The sequence below is a fragment of the Herbiconiux sp. A18JL235 genome (assembly GCF_040939305.1).
Taxonomy (GTDB): Bacteria; Actinomycetota; Actinomycetes; order Actinomycetales; family Microbacteriaceae; genus Herbiconiux.
This window is the reverse complement of the sequence record NZ_CP162511.1, coordinates 353,901-372,721: the sequence shown is the minus strand read 5'-3', so window position 1 is coordinate 372,721 and position 18,821 is coordinate 353,901. Positions and strand designations below refer to the sequence as shown.

General features: G+C 66.0%; 14 protein-coding genes. 4 read left to right on the top strand and 10 right to left on the bottom strand.

What is annotated here, in order from left to right; all coding sequences use genetic code 11:
- Positions 1–9: 9 nt before the first annotated feature.
- The gene (locus ABFY20_RS01750) at positions 10–1,152 is read left to right on the top strand and encodes a hypothetical protein (RefSeq protein ID WP_368498231.1); all 1,143 of its coding nucleotides are present in this window, start codon (positions 10–12) and stop codon (positions 1,150–1,152) included.
- Positions 1,145–3,157 (top strand): hypothetical protein, encoded by a 2,013-nt coding sequence (locus ABFY20_RS01745; RefSeq protein WP_368498230.1) that lies wholly within the window; start codon positions 1,145–1,147, stop codon positions 3,155–3,157. Before ABFY20_RS01750 ends, ABFY20_RS01745 begins: the two co-directional genes overlap by 8 nt.
- A 1-nt stretch (position 3,158) precedes the next feature.
- Here the strand turns inward: ABFY20_RS01745 and ABFY20_RS01740 are convergent, their stop codons facing one another.
- Both ABFY20_RS01740 and ABFY20_RS01735 read right to left on the bottom strand, forming a co-directional pair.
- Complete coding sequence (locus ABFY20_RS01740) at positions 3,159–3,788, bottom strand: DUF2812 domain-containing protein (protein ID WP_368498229.1); 630 nt, start codon at positions 3,786–3,788, stop codon at positions 3,159–3,161.
- Positions 3,785–4,129, bottom strand: a complete 345-nt coding sequence (locus ABFY20_RS01735; RefSeq protein ID WP_368498228.1) for a PadR family transcriptional regulator — start codon at positions 4,127–4,129, stop codon at positions 3,785–3,787. Before ABFY20_RS01735 ends, ABFY20_RS01740 begins: the two co-directional genes overlap by 4 nt.
- Before the next feature lie 152 nt (positions 4,130–4,281).
- Here ABFY20_RS01735 and ABFY20_RS01730 point away from each other — a divergent pair, with 152 nt between their 5' ends.
- Both ABFY20_RS01730 and ABFY20_RS01725 read left to right on the top strand, forming a co-directional pair.
- Complete coding sequence (locus ABFY20_RS01730; RefSeq protein WP_368499847.1) at positions 4,282–5,259, top strand: aldo/keto reductase; 978 nt, start codon at positions 4,282–4,284, stop codon at positions 5,257–5,259.
- On the top strand, positions 5,252–6,628 hold the full coding sequence (locus ABFY20_RS01725; RefSeq protein ID WP_368498227.1) for an FAD-binding protein: 1,377 nt from the start codon (positions 5,252–5,254) through the stop codon (positions 6,626–6,628). The genes ABFY20_RS01730 and ABFY20_RS01725 overlap by 8 nt, the downstream gene beginning before the upstream one ends.
- Before the next feature lie 93 nt (positions 6,629–6,721).
- Here ABFY20_RS01725 and ABFY20_RS01720 read toward each other — a convergent pair whose 3' ends face one another.
- From ABFY20_RS01720 to ABFY20_RS01685, 8 genes are all read right to left on the bottom strand, one after another.
- Positions 6,722–8,872: a hypothetical protein gene (locus ABFY20_RS01720; RefSeq protein ID WP_368498226.1), complete on the bottom strand. Its 2,151-nt coding sequence runs from the start codon at positions 8,870–8,872 to the stop codon at positions 6,722–6,724.
- Entirely contained in the window at positions 8,869–11,142 is a 2,274-nt protein-coding gene (locus ABFY20_RS01715; RefSeq protein ID WP_368498225.1) for a hypothetical protein, read from the bottom strand. The genes ABFY20_RS01720 and ABFY20_RS01715 overlap by 4 nt, the downstream gene beginning before the upstream one ends.
- Positions 11,143–11,234: 92 nt before the next feature.
- A complete protein-coding gene (locus ABFY20_RS01710) occupies positions 11,235–13,775 on the bottom strand; it encodes a hypothetical protein (RefSeq protein WP_368498224.1) in 2,541 nt (846 codons plus the stop codon).
- 7 nt (positions 13,776–13,782) lie between these two features.
- Positions 13,783–14,685 (bottom strand): carbohydrate ABC transporter permease, encoded by a 903-nt coding sequence (locus tag ABFY20_RS01705; RefSeq protein WP_368498223.1) that lies wholly within the window; start codon positions 14,683–14,685, stop codon positions 13,783–13,785.
- Positions 14,675–15,568 (bottom strand): carbohydrate ABC transporter permease, encoded by an 894-nt coding sequence (locus ABFY20_RS01700; RefSeq protein WP_368498222.1) that lies wholly within the window; start codon positions 15,566–15,568, stop codon positions 14,675–14,677. The genes ABFY20_RS01705 and ABFY20_RS01700 overlap by 11 nt, the downstream gene beginning before the upstream one ends.
- Positions 15,565–16,848 (bottom strand): sugar ABC transporter substrate-binding protein, encoded by a 1,284-nt coding sequence (locus tag ABFY20_RS01695; RefSeq protein WP_368498221.1) that lies wholly within the window; start codon positions 16,846–16,848, stop codon positions 15,565–15,567. The genes ABFY20_RS01700 and ABFY20_RS01695 overlap by 4 nt, the downstream gene beginning before the upstream one ends.
- A 33-nt stretch (positions 16,849–16,881) precedes the next feature.
- Positions 16,882–17,592, bottom strand: a complete 711-nt coding sequence (locus tag ABFY20_RS01690; protein WP_368498220.1) for a PIG-L deacetylase family protein — start codon at positions 17,590–17,592, stop codon at positions 16,882–16,884.
- A gap of 9 nt (positions 17,593–17,601) precedes the next feature.
- Entirely contained in the window at positions 17,602–18,777 is a 1,176-nt protein-coding gene (locus ABFY20_RS01685) for a mandelate racemase/muconate lactonizing enzyme family protein (protein ID WP_368498219.1), read from the bottom strand.
- Positions 18,778–18,821: the final 44 nt, after the last annotated feature.

The following is an 18,821-nucleotide window of genomic DNA, read 5'->3' as shown; positions in this document are numbered from 1 at the left end:
GAACCACCCATGCACCCGATCTCCACCGAGCTGCTGCGCGCCGCTTACGAGACCGCGACCCGCTTCGACGACCCGCTCATCTCCTACATCACCACCGACCAGTTCTCGGCCGTCTACCCCGACCGCCCCGACTGGGCGATCGGCCCGTTCCGGCGCGACGACTCGCTCACCTTCACCCAGCCCGGGGAGTGGCCCGACCCCACCGGCATCGGCTGGAAGGACGGCTTCGTGTTCAACCCGTCGCTGCTCGTCGAAGGCGACACGCTGCACCTGTTCTACCGCGCATCCCCCCGCAAGGAGTCGATGTGCAGCCGCATCGGCCACGCGAGCTACACGGCGGCGGGCGGCTGGGTCGACGACCCGGGCAACCCGATCGTCTACCCCACCCGCGACAACGAGGTGCTGAGCGTCGAAGACCCGAAGATCTACAAGCGCGACGACGGGCGCTACGTGCTGTTCTACAACGGCATCTGGGACTTCGAGGGCACCGAGGAGAACGAGCGCTACCCCTCCTTCGGCCACCCGCTCGAGGGCATCGGCTGCGACATCATGGTCGCCGTCTCCGACGACCTGGTGCACTGGGAGAAGCGCGGCGTCGTCGTGCCGTACGAGATCACGAGGCTCTGGGTGAAGGGTGCGGTCATTCCGCGCAACACCAAGGGCGAGGCGGTGCGCATCGGCGGCGAGTACCTCATGTACCTCTCCGAGGGCTGCAACGGCGTGCGCTACGTGGGCCGCTCCGACGACCTGGTGACCTGGCGGTTCGAGCCACAGGAGTACCTCGACCTCGGCGAGTGGGGAGGCACCCTGTTCGAGGTGGCCTGCGCCGTCACCGGGCACGACGACTCGGGCGACCTGGTGCTCGACTTCTTCTACCAAGACGCCGAGGGCGAGCTCGCCGCGGGCCAGGCGCTCTACAGCGTCGACGCGCCCTTCACCCAGCGCGAGCTGCACCGCGGCGGGTCGCTCGCCTGGGGCGGCCTCGCCGAGTTCGGTGGCGAGCTGTACTTCGCGCAGGGGTGGGATGCCGCCGAGTACAGCCGGGAGCTGTACTTCTACAAGGCGACGGAACCGTCTGCGGGCGACGGCGCGGGTGGCGCCGACGGGGCCGGCACACGTGCCGCGAGTGGTTCGGGCGCGGCCGATGCCTGAGCGCCGGCTGCGCCTCGATGTCTCCGGCACCTGGGAGCTGCGCGGGTGGCGGCAGAACGACTGGGAGCTCGGCCTCACCCCCGAGCGCGCGAAGGTGCAGAACCCGGATGCGGGGCCCGCCCCGGCGACGGTGCCCGGCTCGGTGCGCGGCGCGCTCACCGCAGCGGGCCTCGCCGTAGCGCCCTGGCACGGTGAGCAGTCGCGCCTCAGTGAGTGGATCGAGCACCGGCACTGGACGTACAGCCGCCCCCTCCCCGCCGAGGCCTCCGTGTGGCTCGACGAGCATCCCGACGACCTCGTCGAACTCGTCTGCCCCGGCCTCGATCACGCCGGAACCGTGCTCGTCGACGAGGCCGTCGTCGGCACTTTCGAGGGCTCGTTCACGCCGCACCGCTTCGACCTGACCGACGCCGTGCGTGCCGGTGGGTCGACGCTCTCGATCGTCTTCACGACCGTGCCCGACGGGTTGGGGCAGAACGGCTGGTCGTCGCGCATCCGCGACTGGAAGCCGCGGTTCTACTACGGCTGGGACTGGACGCCGCGCATCGTGCAGACCGCCATCACCGCCCCGCCCGTGCTCGAGCTGGGGCCGGTCGGGGCGTCGCTCGACGGGCTGCGGGTGAGCGCCGGGTACGACACGGATGCGCGGGTCGGCAGGGTGCACCTCGAGCGTGACGGGGGCGACGGCATCGACCCGGAACTCTGGCTCGACGTGACGGTGTCTGCCGTCGAGACGGTGCCGGTCGAAGGCGAGAGCACCCCCGCATCCGCCGCGGCGACCGCGCGACTGGGCTCAGCCGGCGGAGTGCTGGAGGTGCCCGATCCCGCGCTCTGGCAGGTGCGGCCGAAGAACGGGCAGGGGCTCTACGAGGTGCTCGTGCGTCTCCTCGCGGCCGACGGCACCGTGCTCGACGAACTGCGCCGCAGGGTGGGGTTCCGCGAGCTGCGGTGGGAGGCGACATCCGCTGCCCCCGCCGCCGCCGACCATTGGCTCTGCGTCGTGAACGGGTCGCCGGTGTTCCTCGCCGGGGTGAACTGGGTGCCGATCCGGCCCGACTTCGCCGACGTCGGCGACGAGGAGTACCGCACGCGCCTCACGGCGTACCGCGACCTGGGCTTCACGCTCATCCGCGTGTGGGGAGGGGCCGGCGCCGAGCGGGAGGTCTTCTACGAGCTCTGCGACGAGCTCGGGCTGCTGGTCTGGCAGGAGCTGCCGCTCAGCTCATCGGGGCTTGACAACGAGCCCCCTGCCGACGACGTGTTCGCCGCCGAACTGGCCGCCATCGCGACCTCCTACGCCGAGCGGCTCTCCCACCACCCGAGCCTGGCCCTCTGGGGTGGGGGCAACGAACTCACCCGGGTGACGGCCCCGGCGGTTCCCGGCGCCCCCCTCGACTTCGGGCACCCAGCCCTCGCCGCCGCCCGCGATGCACTCGAGGCCGCCGACCCGGGCCGGCGCTCGGTGGCGACCTCGCCCACCGGGCCGCGATTCGAAGCGGATGCACGCGAGTTCGGCCTCGGCCTCCACCACGACGTGCACGGCCCCTGGGAATTCTCGGGCGACGACGCAGAGTGGCGCGCCTACTGGAACGGCGACGATGCGGTGCTGCGCTCGGAGGTAGGGGTGGCGGGCGCGAGCCCGCTCGACCTGCTCGCCGCCATGGACCTGCTCGACGCGCCCGACCGAGCAGCGCTGCGGCAGCGCTGGACGCACTCCTCGGGCTGGTGGCTCACCCGCTTCGACTCCGCCGACCCGGCCCAGCAGGTGGAGGAGTGGGTCGCCGAGAGCGCCGAACGCCAGGCACGCCTGCTCGGCTACGCCGCCCGCACCACCCTCGAGCGCTTCCCGTCGTGCGCGGGATTCGTGGTGTGGCTCGGGCACGACTCGTTCCCGTGCGCGGTGAGTCTTGCACTGCTCGACTGGTGGGGGCGGCCGAAGCCCGCGGCGCTCGCGCTCGGGGCGCTCTTCGCCGAGCATCCCGCGTGCACCTCGGAGCGCCTGTGAGCTAGGCCGTCCGGCCGACCGCCGAGGCACGGCGGTACAACCGCCACTGGTGGGCGACCGTTGCGAGCATGACGCCGCAGGCCACGACGAGCAGCACCGGCCCGCCGAGGCGGAGCATGACGAACGGGGTCTCGAAGAGGAATGCACCGACGAAGGCCCAGCCCTCCTTCTGCCAGAGACCCGGGGTGAGATACCAGTCGCCGGGCGTGAACAGGGAGGAGAAGACGCCGTTGCCCGAGACGACGAGCACGAACACCAGGAGCAGGTACAGAGCCGCGATGCCGCCGGTGACACCGAGGGCCCGGCGGTAGCGCAACGCCCTCGACGAGGTGTCGGAGAAGATCTCGGTGTCGGCACGCTCGGCCGAGGCGGCGAAGTACTGCGTGCCGCTCGTGCGGGTGCCGGCGAGGTGTCGCCAGCCCGAGTCGGTGAAGAGGGCGACGTAGTCGTCGAAGTCGGCTGCACTCATGGTGGGCCGGTAGTCGACGCGCACCACGGCCGAACCGGGTTCGATCGGGGCGAAGCGGTAGAACGGGCCCGCCTTGCTCACGAGGCGCCCCTCGGCCACCTGCTGGTTGAGCCACCGCTCCTCTTTGTCGAAGTCGGCGAAGATCTTGAATGACGTGCTCATCGTTGCTCCTCCTTCTCGTCCCGTGCGCTCGCGTCGCCGCGGGTGTTCTCGAACAGGCTCACGAGATGTGCCATGCGTTCGGCGTCTCGGGCGAGTGTCCGGTATCCGAGTTCGGTGATCTGGTAGACCTTGCGACGCGCGTCGGCATTCGCCACCCGCGCGATCAGCTTCTGCTTCTCGAGGTTCTCGAGGGCGCCGTACATCGTGCCCGGCGCGAGCCTCACCTCCCCGTCGCTCATGGACTCCACCCGCGCCATCACCGCGTACCCGTGGCCGGGCTCGACCAACGCCAGCAGCGTGTACGCGACCGTCTCGGTGAGCGGCAGGTATGGATCCCTCATGACGACCTCTCTTCCTCAGTTCAACTGTACAGTCGACCGATATACAGCGCAACTGAATAGTTCCGGCGATCGGCACCCGCTCCCACCCTGCGTGGCATGATCGGTAGGTGACCGACCAGCCGTACCTCGCGTCCCCCTCCCGCTACGACGACATGCTCTACAAGCGCTCAGGGCGCAGCGGGCTGAAGCTGCCGGGCCTCTCGCTCGGCCTCTGGCACAACTTCGGCCACGAGCGGCCGATCGAGACTCAGCGGGCGATCATCCGTCGCGCCTTCGACCTCGGCGTCACCCACTTCGACCTCGCCAACAACTACGGCCCGCCCCCCGGCTCCGCCGAGACGAACTTCGGCCGGATCTTCGCCGAAGACCTCGCCCCTTACCGCGACGAGATCATCGTCTCGTCGAAGGCCGGCTACCACATGTGGGAGGGGCCCTACGGGGAGTGGGGCTCGCGCAAGAACCTGCTCGCTTCGCTCGACCAGTCGCTCGGGCGGCTCGGGCTCGACTACGTCGACATCTTCTACTCGCACCGCTTCGACCCCGAGACCCCGCTCGAGGAGACGATGGGCGCGCTCGCCACCGCGGTGCAGTCGGGCCGCGCCCTCTACGTCGGCGTGTCGAACTATTCGCCCAAGCAGACCCGTGAGGCCGCGCGACTGCTGGCCGAGCACAAGATCGCGCTCACCATCCATCAGCCCCGCTACTCGATGTTCGACCGGCACATCGAAGACGGGCTGCTCCCCGTGCTCGACGAGGTGGGCGCCGGCTCGATCGTCTTCTCGCCCCTCGCGCAGGGTCTGCTCACCGACCGCTACCTCGACGGCACCGTGCCCTCCGACTCACGGGCGGCGACCTCGCACTTCCTCTCCGAGAAAGGCATCGACGAGGAGTACCTCGGTCACGCGCGTGCGCTCGACGAGATCGCGGCATCGCGAGGCCAGACACTGGCGCAGCTCGCCCTGAGCTGGGTGCTTCGGCACCCTCAGGTGACCTCGGCGCTCATCGGCGCGTCGAGCGTGGCGCAGCTCGAGCAGAACGTGGCGGCGCTGGCTGCGGCGCCACTGACGGCCGAGGAGATCGCCGCGATCGAACCCCACGCGGTGCACGGCACGGGGCAGAACCGTGGCTGAGGCGGGCGGGGTCGCCGCGCAGGGCGCACGTTCGGGCGGGGCGGCCGCACCGGCGGGCGGCGCCGATGGGGCCGCCGGGTCGCCCGGCGACAACTGGGCCGGCACCCACCGCTATGCCGCCGATCGCCTGGCCGAACCAGCCTCGATCGCCGAGGCGCAGCGGCTGGTCGCATCCGCTTCTCGGGTGCGCGCGTTGGGCTCGCGCCACTCCTTCAACGACATCGCCGACCCCGGCGAGGGCGGGCTGCTGCTGAGCCTCGCCGCCCTCTCGGGAGACGAGGCCTCGATCGAGATCGACCCGGATGCGCGAACCGTCACCGTCGGTTCAGCCACCCGCTACGCCGCCCTCGCCACCCACCTCGAGCAGCACGGGTGGGCGCTCGAGAACATGGGCTCGCTGCCCCACATCTCGGTGGGAGGAGCGACGGCCACCGGCACCCACGGATCGGGCGAGCGCAACCGCAACCTTTCGGCGGCGGTCGTCGGCGTCGAGCTGATCGACGGTTCGGGCTCACTCGTCACCCTCACCGAGAGCGGCGACCCGGAGCGCTTCCCGGGTGCCGTCATCGCCCTCGGCGCACTCGGCGTCGTGACGCGACTGACCCTCCGCATCGTGCCGAGTTACCGGATGCGCCAAGACGTCTATCTCGATCTCCCGTGGTCGTCGGTCGAGTCCGACTTCGACGCCGTGATGGGCGGCGCGTACTCGGTGAGCCTGTTCACCGACTGGCGAGAATCCGGGCCGCACCAGGTGTGGGTGAAGTCGGTGGTGTCGTCGTCGGAGGCGCCTCTCACGCCCGCGATCGACCCGGGTCTCGGCTACTTCGGCGCGGTCTCGGCGGGTGAGAAGGTGATGTCGCCGGCCGACGAGGGGCACGACAACACGACGGTGCAGGGTGGTGTCGTCGGGCCGTGGTGTGAGCGCCTCCCCCACTTCCGCATCGATGCGACGCCTTCGAACGGCGACGAGATCCAGACGGAGTACTTCGTCGACCGGGCCGTCACCGTCTCCGCCATCTCAGCGGTGCGGGCGCTCGGGGCGCGCATCCGGCCCCACCTGCTGGTGTCGGAGATCCGCACCGTGGCGGGCGATGCGCAGTGGTTGAGCCCGACGCGCGGCGTCGACTCGGTCGCCCTGCACTTCACGTGGAAGAACCAGCCCGACTCCGTGCGGGAGCTGCTCCCCGAACTCGAGGAGGCACTCGCCCCCTTCGAGGCCCGCCCGCACTGGGGCAAGTGGTTCGCCGCCGACGCCGCGACCATCGCGCCCCTCTATCCGTCCCTCCCCCGCTTCGCGGCCCTCGCCGACGCCCTCGACCCGGAGCGCCGCTTCCGCAACCCGTACCTGGAGCGCGTGCTGGGGCTCTGAGGGCGTGCCGGGCATTCCGGCGGAAATCGTGCTCTGATGTGCAGCGCACACAGGGGTCTCCCGATTTGCAGAGGACCCCTGTGTGTACTTTCCCTACGGCAAGCGGAACAGACGCCCCTCACCTGGCTGCAGCGTAACCTGCAGCGTACCGGAGGAGGCTGTGTAGCCACTCGCCGGCGCCAGGCTCCCGTCTAGCTTCGAGACCTCGTCCAACGATGTCGGCGATCCAGCGACACTGAAGGATATGGTCTGCGACTCGACGTTGTTCTTATTGACGACCATCACATACTGATCATCGGCGTTACTGAGCGCCCCGACGAGTGCGGTACCCGTCGATGTGGGCTGCAGCGCGAACGAAGACGGAACTCCGAGTGAGCCCGACGGGACAGAACCGACGTGGTAGACGCCCGTCGATTCCGCGGTGTTGAGCACGTCCGCCCAGGCGGAGGCAACAGAGTTGTTCGCCTGCCCCGAGGCATAGGTCACGTTCTCGGTCCCGTCTCTGCGGATGAGCCCGTCGAGGAAGTTCTCGTTCCACGAGAGGTCCGGCGGGGTGTAGTACGTGAAGTAGATGAGCCCCTTCGCCCCATAAGCGAGGTTGGCGTAGAACTGCAGGGCCATGTCGCCTTCGGAGGGGATGCGCCATCCCTCCTCGGTGCCGAAGGATTGCAGGAACGACCAGAACGGCACATCGCCTTCGCTCGCCTGCCGACGAATGATCTCGAGGTTGGAGTAGAAATCTCCTCTGATCTCGGCATTCACGAAGGGGTAGTGATCGAACACGAGCACGTCGGGATTGGTGCGCATCCACCGGTAGACGTAGTCCTCGTAGCTGAACGGAACGATCGTCTGATCGACAGCGAACCACAGATCCCAGTCGGCGGCGGCTCCGGCCAGGTATCCGGTGCCGTCGGTCTCCCATTCGGTTCCGAGCGGGGAATGAACGACACCACCGATTTCGTTGGTGCCGGCGTAGCTCAGCTCGATGTAGTAGTCGGTCGATGGCGTCACCACTGCCGAAATCGGAATGGTCGGAAAGTCGGTCGCGGGTGTCCCGAATGAGGTCAAGCTGCCCTGCGCCACCTGGGTGGCCTTGGCGGGCGAGTCCCACAGGGTGACGGTCAGCGGGGTCCCGCTCTGAATCGAACTCCGGCTGTCGATGTAGAACTGCAGGGAGGTCAGTGACGTCTGGTCGGGGCGCGTCCGGAACGTCTGTCCTACAGAGCGGGTGGACGAGACAGTGTCTGCCGTCGACACCTGCGGCGCCCCGCCGAAGAGTTGCTCTTGCGTAGCGTACGTCGGAAGCAGGTTGACGTACGACATGTTGTCCGGATCTTCGACACGGAGCTTCTCGATCGCTGCAGAGACCGCCGGGAAGGTGTTGCGAGCCGGCTCGTCCTTGATGTGGTACCCCAGGAAGGCCGGATGGTCGGAGTAGTCGTCGACCAAAGACTCCAGGTACTCATCCGACGGCCGTGCCGTCTCGGTGAACGTCTGATCTGTGGTGGACAGTCGCACCTCAAAGGCGAGGTCCCCGGTCTCGACGGCGCCGTTGACGTACCTGTCTCCACCGCTGTAGCTGTCTGCGGCAGAACCCTCCACCGCGATGTCGTAGTTGTCGGGTGTCGTCAACTCGAGGTAGGCGCTGGCCGCTGAGATCGTTGGGGAATTGACGGCGAATTCGGCGAGATCGGTGGGTGGCGGCCCGGTCACCGTATCGCATCCCCAGAGCGTCGCTTTGGTCGGGGTGTCGTAGAGGCAGAGCTTGAGGCGTGCGTGACTCTTCCAGCTGTCGCGGTCGACAGGAACGCCGATGACACCGGCCGTCCAACCGGCCCCTGCCGGCAACGAGAACGTCTGACCGACGACGTTGTCGCGTCGCACCGGTGTCGCGTCCCCGGCCGCCCCGCTCCGAACCCGTTCCGTCCTGAAGACGAGCCCCCAGTCGTGGGCGAGTACCTGGATTCCGTTTGCTGCTGCGGCATCCAAAGCGTGGAGGTTGGTTCCATGAGTCACGACCTCGTTGGTCCCAACGATGAAGTTGGCACCGAACTCCGCGATCCTCGCGTACTCCTCGACCGACGTCTGTGTCGGATCGGGCGGGAAGAATATCCCCACGGGAAACTGACGATCTGGTGCCGACGGTTCGACATAGACCGCCTCCGCACTCGGCGCGAAGGCGATGGTGGCGGCTAGAGCCCCCACTGCGCTCAACGCACCGAGCACTCTGATGTGGTTCTTCATTGAACTCTCCTTCTTGGCTGAGACGTGCTGGAACTGAGATTGATGAGGTCATCGGAGCTGAGATGGTCGCCGTTTTGCCATCGGTAGGCGGCGGAACCCCCGACGAAGTCGGCGTGGAGAACACCCCGCGGAGTCGGGATCGAGACTCGGAGCTCACCGATTCCGCGCACGGGATCGCTGATGCGAATCTTCGACCACCCCGGGGCCGCCGGCTTCACTCCGACAGCCGTCGTCGCGAGATGGACGATCGGATGGGCCGACCATGCGTGGCAATCACTACGACTGGGCTCAGGCTCCTCAGGCGTGGTCAGGAGACCTGTCGGGCGAAGAGCTGTCCAACGCTGCAGTTGTGCCCTGATCTGGCGGTGGTCACCCACGACCCCGAGCGCCTCGATCACGTAGAACGCGAAGTAGTGACTGGCCTTTGCGGCCTGGTCGTCCGTCAGCACTCGCGCGAGCCCCTTAGACCCGTGAGCGGCCCCGGCGAGAACGGCCAAAGCCTGAGCATGCTCGCTGAACGCGCTGTGCGCCACATCGTCGGCGTACACCCCTCTCTGGTCGTCCCAGAAGAACCTCTCGGCCGCGCTCAGCACATGGCGCCTCCGCTCCGTGTGCATCTCCGCCAGGTGAGGTTCCCCCATCCATTCCTCCACCTGCGCGCCCATCGCCAGGGCAAGGGCGTACTGGAACTGCAGGTGAGCGTACGGCTGCCCCGCCTGGGCCCCCGGCGGAACGCCCTGCGCCCAGTCGTCGACCCAGTCGACGAACTGCCATCCGTTCGGCGGCCTCAGGAGACCTTCGCCATCAAGGTGTGCGTAGAAGACATCCAGCACCGCTCGCACGCCGGGGAGCATCGATCTGACGAACACCTCATCCCCGCGCCACAGGGCGAAGTCGTACACCATGGCCACCCACCACAGGGAGAAGCCGGGAATCTCTTGACGAACCCGGCTGGGGTATCGACTCGCCGTCAGGCCAGAAGGAAGGGAGCGGCTGCGATCGAACGCTTCGATTGCAGCGCGTGCGAGACGGTCGTCGTCTGTTGTGGCGTACGCGAGGAGCGCCTGCATTCGCGAGTCCCCAACGTACTGGAGTTGCTCGTAATAGGGGCAGTCCATCATCGACTCGTGCGAGCAATTGTGAAGGGTGCGGGTGCACACCTCCACCACCCAAGCGAGATCCGGATCAGAGGGCTCGACTCCTGCGCGGCTGTCATAGGGATAGCGGGTCGCGAGAAGTGTCAATGCCGCGATCCTCGTCGGGTGTGACGCGCCGGTGGTGTCGACGACGAACCGGATGTATCGACCGGCATTCCACCACAGTGTCGAGAACGAGCAGGGTCCGCCCCCGGCGATGAAGGTGTGCCCGGCAGGCGCCGAACTGCGTTCGCCATCCGGAAACACCTTCCCCGCAACGATGTCCCGGTTGCCTTTCTGTCCGTCGTGTTCGTACAAGCTCTCTTGCCACCACACGCCTATACGGGCCCCCTCACCTCCTTCGGCCGTGAGCCGGGTGTAAGCGCAGATGTAGTCCTCGAGGTCACAGATCAGCTCCACGGCCACGCCCGGCGGGACGACCGTGTCGTTTCCGCTCTCGATCAGATCGACGAGTGCACTCAGAAGGTGGTCGCCCGCGACCGCGTCACGGTCGAGAAATGTTGCCGCTCGGACGGTTCCGAGGCCTCGCGAGGAGCGCTGCTGAGCCGGGAGTCGGGTGGGAACGAGAAGCCGCGTCGACAGTGAATATTCGTTTGCGTCCTGTGCGCTCCGTCCGCGCTCGAGAACGACGGGAGGACCGAATTGGGCACGAGCCTCGCCAACCTCCCACCCTGAGGGGTAGGCGCTGCCGTCGAAGTGGGAGTTCCATCCCGCCGCCCGGGTCGAATCGCTCTCGCTGAAGCGGATGCCCGCGAGTGGAGCAACCACCCAGGGCGCGTGTCCGGTGTGCAGAGGGGGGCTCACACCCTCGCTCTGAAGGATGAACCCGAGACGATGGGCACTCATCTGGGAGTACGGAGCGCGATCACCCAAGCGCCAGACTCGAGCCGCGAGGTGGTGGTGTCCGGCGGGCACCTCTGCTTCCAGCGTAACGAAGGCCCACGCGACACGGTCGGCCGGCCCCGGGCCCGTGTCGAGGAGCTGCCCGTCCAGGTACAGTTCGAACCGCTCGTCGGCCGAAACGTGCAAGACGAGTCGCTCAGGGTGCGCTGTCTTGAAGCTCAGTCGGAAGCCGAAGACGCCCTCGGTCTGCTGTACCGAGGTGATCCACATCGCATCCCAGGTGCCGCGCTCGCTCCAATGCGCACCTGAGGACTCCGGAACCGGATTCGAGGAGCCACCGACCGCTAGACGCCGAGCCGTGATCATGATTTCGCCGGAGGGAGCAGGAGTTTTCCACGAGTCGCGCCCCCGGACAGGCGAACGACGAGCGTCTGGTCGAGGGGGTCGAAATGTCCTCCAGCCACGCCGTCCACCAGCGCCTCACCGACTCCGGGCAAAGAGATTCGTAGTTCTGAGGGCGCCCGATCCGGCGACGCGAAGAGCCAGGACACTTCAATGACTTCGCCACGTTCGTCGACGGTGAGATCGAAGTCGAAGACCCCGAAGTGACTCGATACCCGGTGGAGCCCGATGTGCTGGGACGGCTCCAGCCAGGACGACGGGATCCCGGCGAGAAGACGAAGCACATCGCCGTCTTCGAGATACAACATCCACCTCGTCTGCATCAGGAACCAGGCTTCCTCATGGGTCTTGTGCGGACTGAGACCGTACAGATGCTCCCAGAACGAATACGTCTCGCGGTCGGCGAGGCCCGCAATGCCGGTGAAGTAGGCCTGGAGGAACTGCTCGCGCTCCCCACGAAGGAGGTGGAGTCGGGGATGAGGACTGTAATACGGCTGACTGAAGGCCAGGTTCTCGTGGAAGAGAATGTCGGCCTGATAGCGCAGCATGTCGGTGACGAGGGGATCATCGACGTCCAACACCTCGTAGAAGGCCAGCCACAACGGGCCGAGCAGACTGTCGCGGAGCGAGACACTGCCGTGGGAGTACCACTCGTTCTGCAGGGGGTTGAGCGCGAGCACGCCCGGGTACCCCGGCCATGGTGGAACGCTCTTGGTCCAGAGGCCGTCTGCGACAGGGACGAGTGGCGAGGCGGCGACCGCGTCGTGAAGCGCTGCGAGTACGTCTGCCACGAGGGCCTCCGCCTCTCCGCGCCACGATGCGGAACGCTCTGGGTCACACGTCTGAATCAGTTCCGCCGCGCGGACAAGAGCCGCAGCCGCGAGGCCGTTGAGCATGAACGAGCCGGTCTCGTCGTCAGGATCTGCGGTCTTCCCGGTGAGGAGACCGCCCTGGCTGGAGGAGCTGTCCTCACGCCACCGGCGGAGGAAGTCGACTGCCCGAATCACTCCGGGGGCGATCTGCTCGGCCCATCGGTCATCGCACACGTACCGGTAGTGCTCACCGAGTGTCCAGAGCACCGCTTGGGTCTCCAGCATGTAGCCGTTGAAGTTCTGAATTGAGCCGTCGGGTCGCTGCTTGTCAAGGAAGTACTGGAGCGACCGCTCTGCGAGGTCCGGGCGGTTGAGCGAATCGAAGGTGAGGATGATGGGTGAGCTCTCAGAACCGATGGGTGCGTACAAACCCACGGTCGCAGCAAGCGCCCCGCCGCTGTCGCCGTACGTGATCAGGTCGAGATGCGCGAAGCCGGCCCGAACCATGTCGGTGAGCCGACGGTCGGGTAGGTCGAACTCTGCGTTCTGCGACAACGCCGCACGCCAGTGCTCGATGACATCTGACCTCATGAGATCGCTCGAAAGAGCGCAGAGGAGTTCTGCGTCCTCGACCCCTAGGGGCTCGTGCGGAATCCACATCTCGACAGTCATGGACTCACCGGGATAGAGCAGCCGGCTGATCTGCGGGCCTCCTGCAGGGTCTCCGTCCACCGTCGCCGCCAGATAGCGGCGGCCGCTGGTGTACGCCGCGGTTCCTGTGGCAGCGTCGAACTCGTGGCCGACGGGAAAGTGAGAGTCACCGACGAACGGCACCGGAAGCGTGAGGAAGGCGTATCGCGGCGTGGCGCTGGGATTGGTCACCTCGATGCGAGTGTGGCAGACAAGCGCGTCCTTCGCGGCGCGGCCGGCCTCCAAGCGTCTGGCGTGGTCTCGTTGCTCATCCGTCAACGTCGCGCCGAAGGAGTGGGTATCGGCCACGAGAGAGGGAGTTCCCTCGACTTCCGCGGCCGAACCGATGAGCGGGCCGACGAACTGGATGATCCGATAGGTCAGGGGCCCATCCTCGATCTCCGCGTGAAGGATCGGCAGGCATCCGTCCTGCAGCGACCGCCGGATGACGTGCTGCGTACTGATTCCGCGACCCACCATGTACTGGTAACGAACCGGCTGATCGTCGGCTTCGGGCATCGGCACTCCTTCTCCGTGCCATTGGGGAGCGATCCAGTCCCAGAGCAATTCGCTCTGGCGGGTGGCTCCGATTCCCCGGAACCCCACTGCGAAGAGTTCGATGTTCCGACCGAGACCGAGCCAGGTAGGGACCTGGAGGCTCCGCGCTGAGGCAGCAGCGCTCTCGAAGGTCGCTTCGCGGTGACTCGAGGAGTCGTCGACGCGCACACCGTGCACGCGCTCCCGATGTTCTGCGAACGACGTCGGGTCTGCCCCCGACACGATCGCCACATCGACACCGCGGACGACGATCGGGATGCCCGCCCGGAGGTCGGACGGGCGGATCGTGAGGGTGTGCGCCGCGTAATCGAAGGTGAGTATCTCTGGGTCGTCCTCAACCCACGTCACCTGCCACGTGCCCGGGGAGATTTCGACGGCGTCAGCGCCATCCGCTCGGACCACTTCGCCGATCGAACCAGCGACGGACAACATCACGCCCATGACGGCCTCATTTCAATCCTGAGATGGCGAGGCCCTCACGGACCTGTCTGCTGAAGAGCAAGAAGATGATCGTCGTCGGGATCACGATGACGAGTGCACCGGCGAGGATGACCGGGAGATTCGACGTGTACTGACCTTGGAAGTACGTCAATCCGACCGTCGGTGTCATTTGATCGGGCGAACTGAGGTATACGAGCGGCCCGAGAAGATCGTTCCACGACGCGAGGAAGTTCAGGATTGCCAAGATACTAAGAGGTCCACGTAGGAGGGGGAGAAAGATGCGGAAGACGACCCCCGGGGTAGAACATCCATCCAAGATCGCGGCCTCGTACAGCTCGACCGGCATCGTCATGAGGTGTTGCCGCAGGAAGAACACCGCGAAGGCGCTGCCTGTCCACAGGGGCAGGATGAGTGCCCACGGTGAATCGATGAGGCCGAGCGATCGGATGATGATGTAGAGCGGTATGAGAGTGACGGTCCCTGGGATGAGGAGGGTGAACAACACGAGCCCGAAGTACGTTCGCTGGCCCCGGAACTTCAGTTTGGCCAAAGCGAATGCGCCGAGGAGGCTGGCGAGCAGTCCACCGGCCGTCGCGACGGTCGAGATGAAGAGTCCATTGAGGATCATCCGCGCCAGCGGAACCTCCGTGAAGGCCGTGACGTAACTGTCGAGTGTCCATTCCGCCGGCCACAGGCCGGGATTGACTGCCATGTCGGCCGACGTGCGGAAGCTCGTCAGGATCGTGACGACGAACGGACCGAGGATCAGCAACGCTCCGATCGTGAGCACGAAGTAGGCGAGAGCCGCCTCCACTCGGCGCCCCCGCGACCGACTCCTGCTCCTGACCGGCGGCGGAGCGGAATCGCGCGGCGAGGTATCGGATTCTGTCTGAACGACATCAATTGTCATAGGAGACCCACCTCCGTTGCATCCACAGCTGTACCAGGGTGACGATCAGGATGAGCCCGATCAGGACCGCCGAGATGGCCGAGGCATACCCCATCTCGAAACCCGCGAACGCGCGTTCGTAGATGTACGACATGAGGGTGAGGGTCGAATCAAGCGGCCCGACGAGGATGTACACCTCGCCGAAGGTCTGAAACGCTGCGATGAGCGAGATCACGACGAGGAAGAATGTCGTGGGGGTCAGCAACGGCAAGGTGATGTGACGGAATCGCGCGAAGGCGCCCGCTCCGTCGATGATCGCTGCCTCGTAGTACTGCCGAGGAATGGACTGGAGACCTGACAGGAACAGCAGAGCGATGTATCCGACGCCTGACCAGACGATCATTGCCGAGACTGACCACAGTGCGATGGAGGGGTCCATCCACGCGATCTTCCCCCAGCCGAAGGCCTCACGGATGCGGTTGAGAGCACCATCGGCGTCGTAGAAGTACTTCCAGATGAATGACACCGCCACGACCGAGCACGTGAAAGGGAAGAACAGGGCCAGTCGGAAGAAGTTGCCGAATCTGATCACCCTGTTGAGCGCGAGAGCGAACACGAGCCCGATGGCGAGTTTCACAGGGACGGTGATGAGGACGATGCCCATTGTGTTCCGGATCGCCGTCCAGAAGCGGGGATCGTTCACCAGCGTCTGATAGTTCTGCAGCCCGATCACCTCGGGGTCGCTGATGACGTTCCAGTCGGTGAACCCGAGCGCGATCCCTTGTAGCGCTGCGTAGTAGACGACGGCGATGCCGATCGTCACCGGGGCGAGGAAGAGGAGAGTCCACCCCCTCGCACCGGCGACGCTCGATCTGCGCCGAGCGCCCTTCTGGGCGACCGTCATTCGTTGGACGAGTCGAGCTCGGCCTGAGCTGCGGTGTCAAGCTCCGCGAGGATGCCGGCGATGTCGGAGTCAGCTGAGGCGAGGATCTTGAAATCGGCATCGGCTTCGAGCTTGCCGAGTTCCTGCGACTGAGGAAGCGCGAAGGTCCACGGATCGCCGTTGTCACTGGCCTGCTGTACGAAGTAGCCGTAGTTCGACGGCTTCTCTGCAGCTTCCGCCTCGATGCGCGCGGGATCGTTCAGATAGTCGGTCAGCACCGGGGCACCCGTTTGGCCGATGAGCTCCTGTGCCGTCTGGTCGAAGACGATGAACTCGACGAATGCTTCGGCAAGGGCCTTGTTCTTGCTTCCTGTCGTCACGGAGATCATGTCGGGGCCGGCGTAGTTCTTCGCGTCTACAGAGCCGCTCGGGTTGGGCAGGATATCCCAGTCGAAGTTCTCGATTGATCGATAGACGGGCGACATCCAACTACCCATGAAAGCCATGTTGACCGCGCCCGACGCGAACGGGTCGGCCTGCGTCGAGAGGTCTGCAGGATGCGGTGCGACCTTGTACTTCCACACCAGGTCGCGCAGGAACGTCTTCGCTTCCAGCATCTGCGGGGTGTCGTAGGTCGCAGTCTTGCCGTCAGCCGATACGGGGGCGGCTCCGAAGGCCGATTCGAGGGAAGTGGCCATGGTCAGCGACGGAACAGAGGTGCCATACGTGGTGTCGGTGGTGAGCGCCTGTGCGGCTGCGAGGAACTCATCCACTGTCCAACCCTCGGTGGGGATCTCGACCCCGGCGGCTTCCATGGCGGAGAGATTCCCGTAGAGCGACCCTCCCACGAAACGCCAGGGCAGCGCGTATTGCTGGTCTTCGCCATCGACCTCCGTGATCCCCGCTGATAGGAGAGTCTCGGGCACCTGAGCGAAATCGTCACCGAGAGACGGGCCGAGCGGTTCGAGCTGACCTTCCGGCCCGAGGACGCCTTGCTGATACTGCATCCCGATGACGTCAGGAGCAGTGCCGCCGGCCAGCTGGGTGTTCAGTCTCGTCCAGTACGCGCCGTACTCCAGGGGCTCGAAGGCAACCTCCGTGCCGGGGTTCTGGGACTCGAAGTCGTCTATGACCTTGTCCCACATCTCCCGATCCCCCTCACCGAACCAGATTGAGAACCGGATGGATCCCGAAACCTCACCGTCGCTCGTCGACGTCGTCGGATTCGCAGAGCACGCCGTCATCAGGACGGCCGCGGCCGCGAGCACAGCACCGGTCATGGTGCGCAATTTTCTGGTCACATCGAACCTTTCTCGTGGGTTTTGTTGGAAGCGTCAGAGGTCACCGAGGAGCGGTATGTCCGGTCGACTGGGCGGGTACGTAGGCACTTGTCGAAATGACTCCGCGTACTGCAGCCCCGACATCTCGCCCCGTCGTGCGGCCTGACTCCTCATGAAGTCGACGTAGGCCATCCCGTAGATGTGCTCGAGCCAATCCTCTTGGCTGGCGTGGCTGCGAAGCATCTGCTCTTTGATGTCGATGACCGAGGAGATGTCGACCGTCACGTCGAGATCGTTCTCGAGTTGACCCACAGTGTCCATCGTGTAGAGGGCGGGGATCTTCGGCAGGGAGGGATGCGTGGTTCGCACCCGCGGGACGGCGGACGGGATCTGCGCATCGAGCGCCAGCTTTCCTGCCGTCCGATGGTCCGGGTGATAGTCGCCCACACTGTGCGCCAGCACGATGTCTGCAGCGCTCTCCCGAAAGGCATCGATGAATCGCGTGCGCGTCTCACGGTCGTCCATGAGCCATTCGTCCTCGTAGCCCATCCAGATGAGTCGCGCACCGATCACCGCGCACGACGCTTCCGCCTCGGCTCGGCGTCTGATGATCGTCGCGGCGATGTCGTCGCCCTGTTCACCCACACGACCGTCGGTTGCCACGGCGATGGTCACGACGTGGCCGGCCTGCGCGTAGAGCGCGAGGGTGCCTCCGCAGAGCAGATCTACGTCGTCGGGGTGGGCGCCTATGGCGAGAATGTTCATCGTGATTCCTTAGAGTCTCGGGCTCGAGAAGAGCCTGGTGCCGTCGACAGAGATCTCGACGTCGACGAGGTGTGAGCGGATCGCCTCCTCGGAGATGGTGACACCTAAACCGGGCGCCTCGGGTATGCGCACGCGGCCGTCCGCGCCGACGGGGACTCCGTCGATCGTCAGGGCCTGCGCCAGCGAGCTCGGCATCAGCGGATACTCGCACCAGCCGGAGTTCGCGTCGAACGCGAACGGTTGCAGGGAGGCGGAGAGGGCGAGATGAGTCGTGAAGGTGTGGTTGATGTAGCTGACTCCGGCGCGAGCAGCATAAGAGGCCACTCGGAAGGCCTCGGTGATACCGCCCACACGACCGGCGTCGACTTGAACGTAGTCGACGCCGGCATCGTCGATCATCGAGATCGCCGCCTCGTACGAGGACGAGCCCTCGCCCGCGGCGATACCGACCCGACCTTTGGAGAGTGCGAGTTCTCGATACGCACGCGTCGCGCCGGGGACGAACGGCTCCTCGAGGAAGAGCACGCGGAAGTCGTGGAGAGACTTCATGCGCTTCGAGGCCGATACCGCGTCATCACCCCAGGCCATCGCGGCGTCGACCATGAACTCGACATCCTCGCCGATTCCCTCACGTGCAGCAGCCAGTTGCTCGATGTCTTCGGCCACGGTACCCCGCCCGAAGTCGCTCCAGCCGAATTTCACCGCAGCGAATCCCGAGGCAGCCGCCTCCTTCGCGATGCTCAGTGTCTGCTCTGGGTCCTGCCCGAAGAGAACCGACGCGTAGGGCAGCTTGGGCTGTGCAGGCTCGGGCCCGAGGAGCTCGTGAACAGGCACTTCGCGTTGCTTTCCCAAAAGATCCCACAGCGCGATGTCGATTCCGGACCACGTGTGAGCAGCTTGGAGAAGATCGAACGAATCCCAGCGAACTCGCTCCCCCAGCGCCCGGATGTCAGCCGGGTCGGTGATCGTCGCACCGAGGAGATTCGCGCCGACCGGCTTGCATGCGCTGTGCGACATGGGGGCGATCAGGCTCGCGATGGAGGTCAACGGTGACGCCTCGCACTCCCCCCAACCGACAAACCCATCCGCTTGCACTCGCACGAGAAGCGCATCCTGGCTTCCGTCACCGATGTCGAGGATGGTCGGCATCGCTACGTAGAAGAGGTCTACAGAATCGATGCGCATTCAATCCCCCGTCGGATTCGTCGTCCACCTGACAGTCAAGTAGA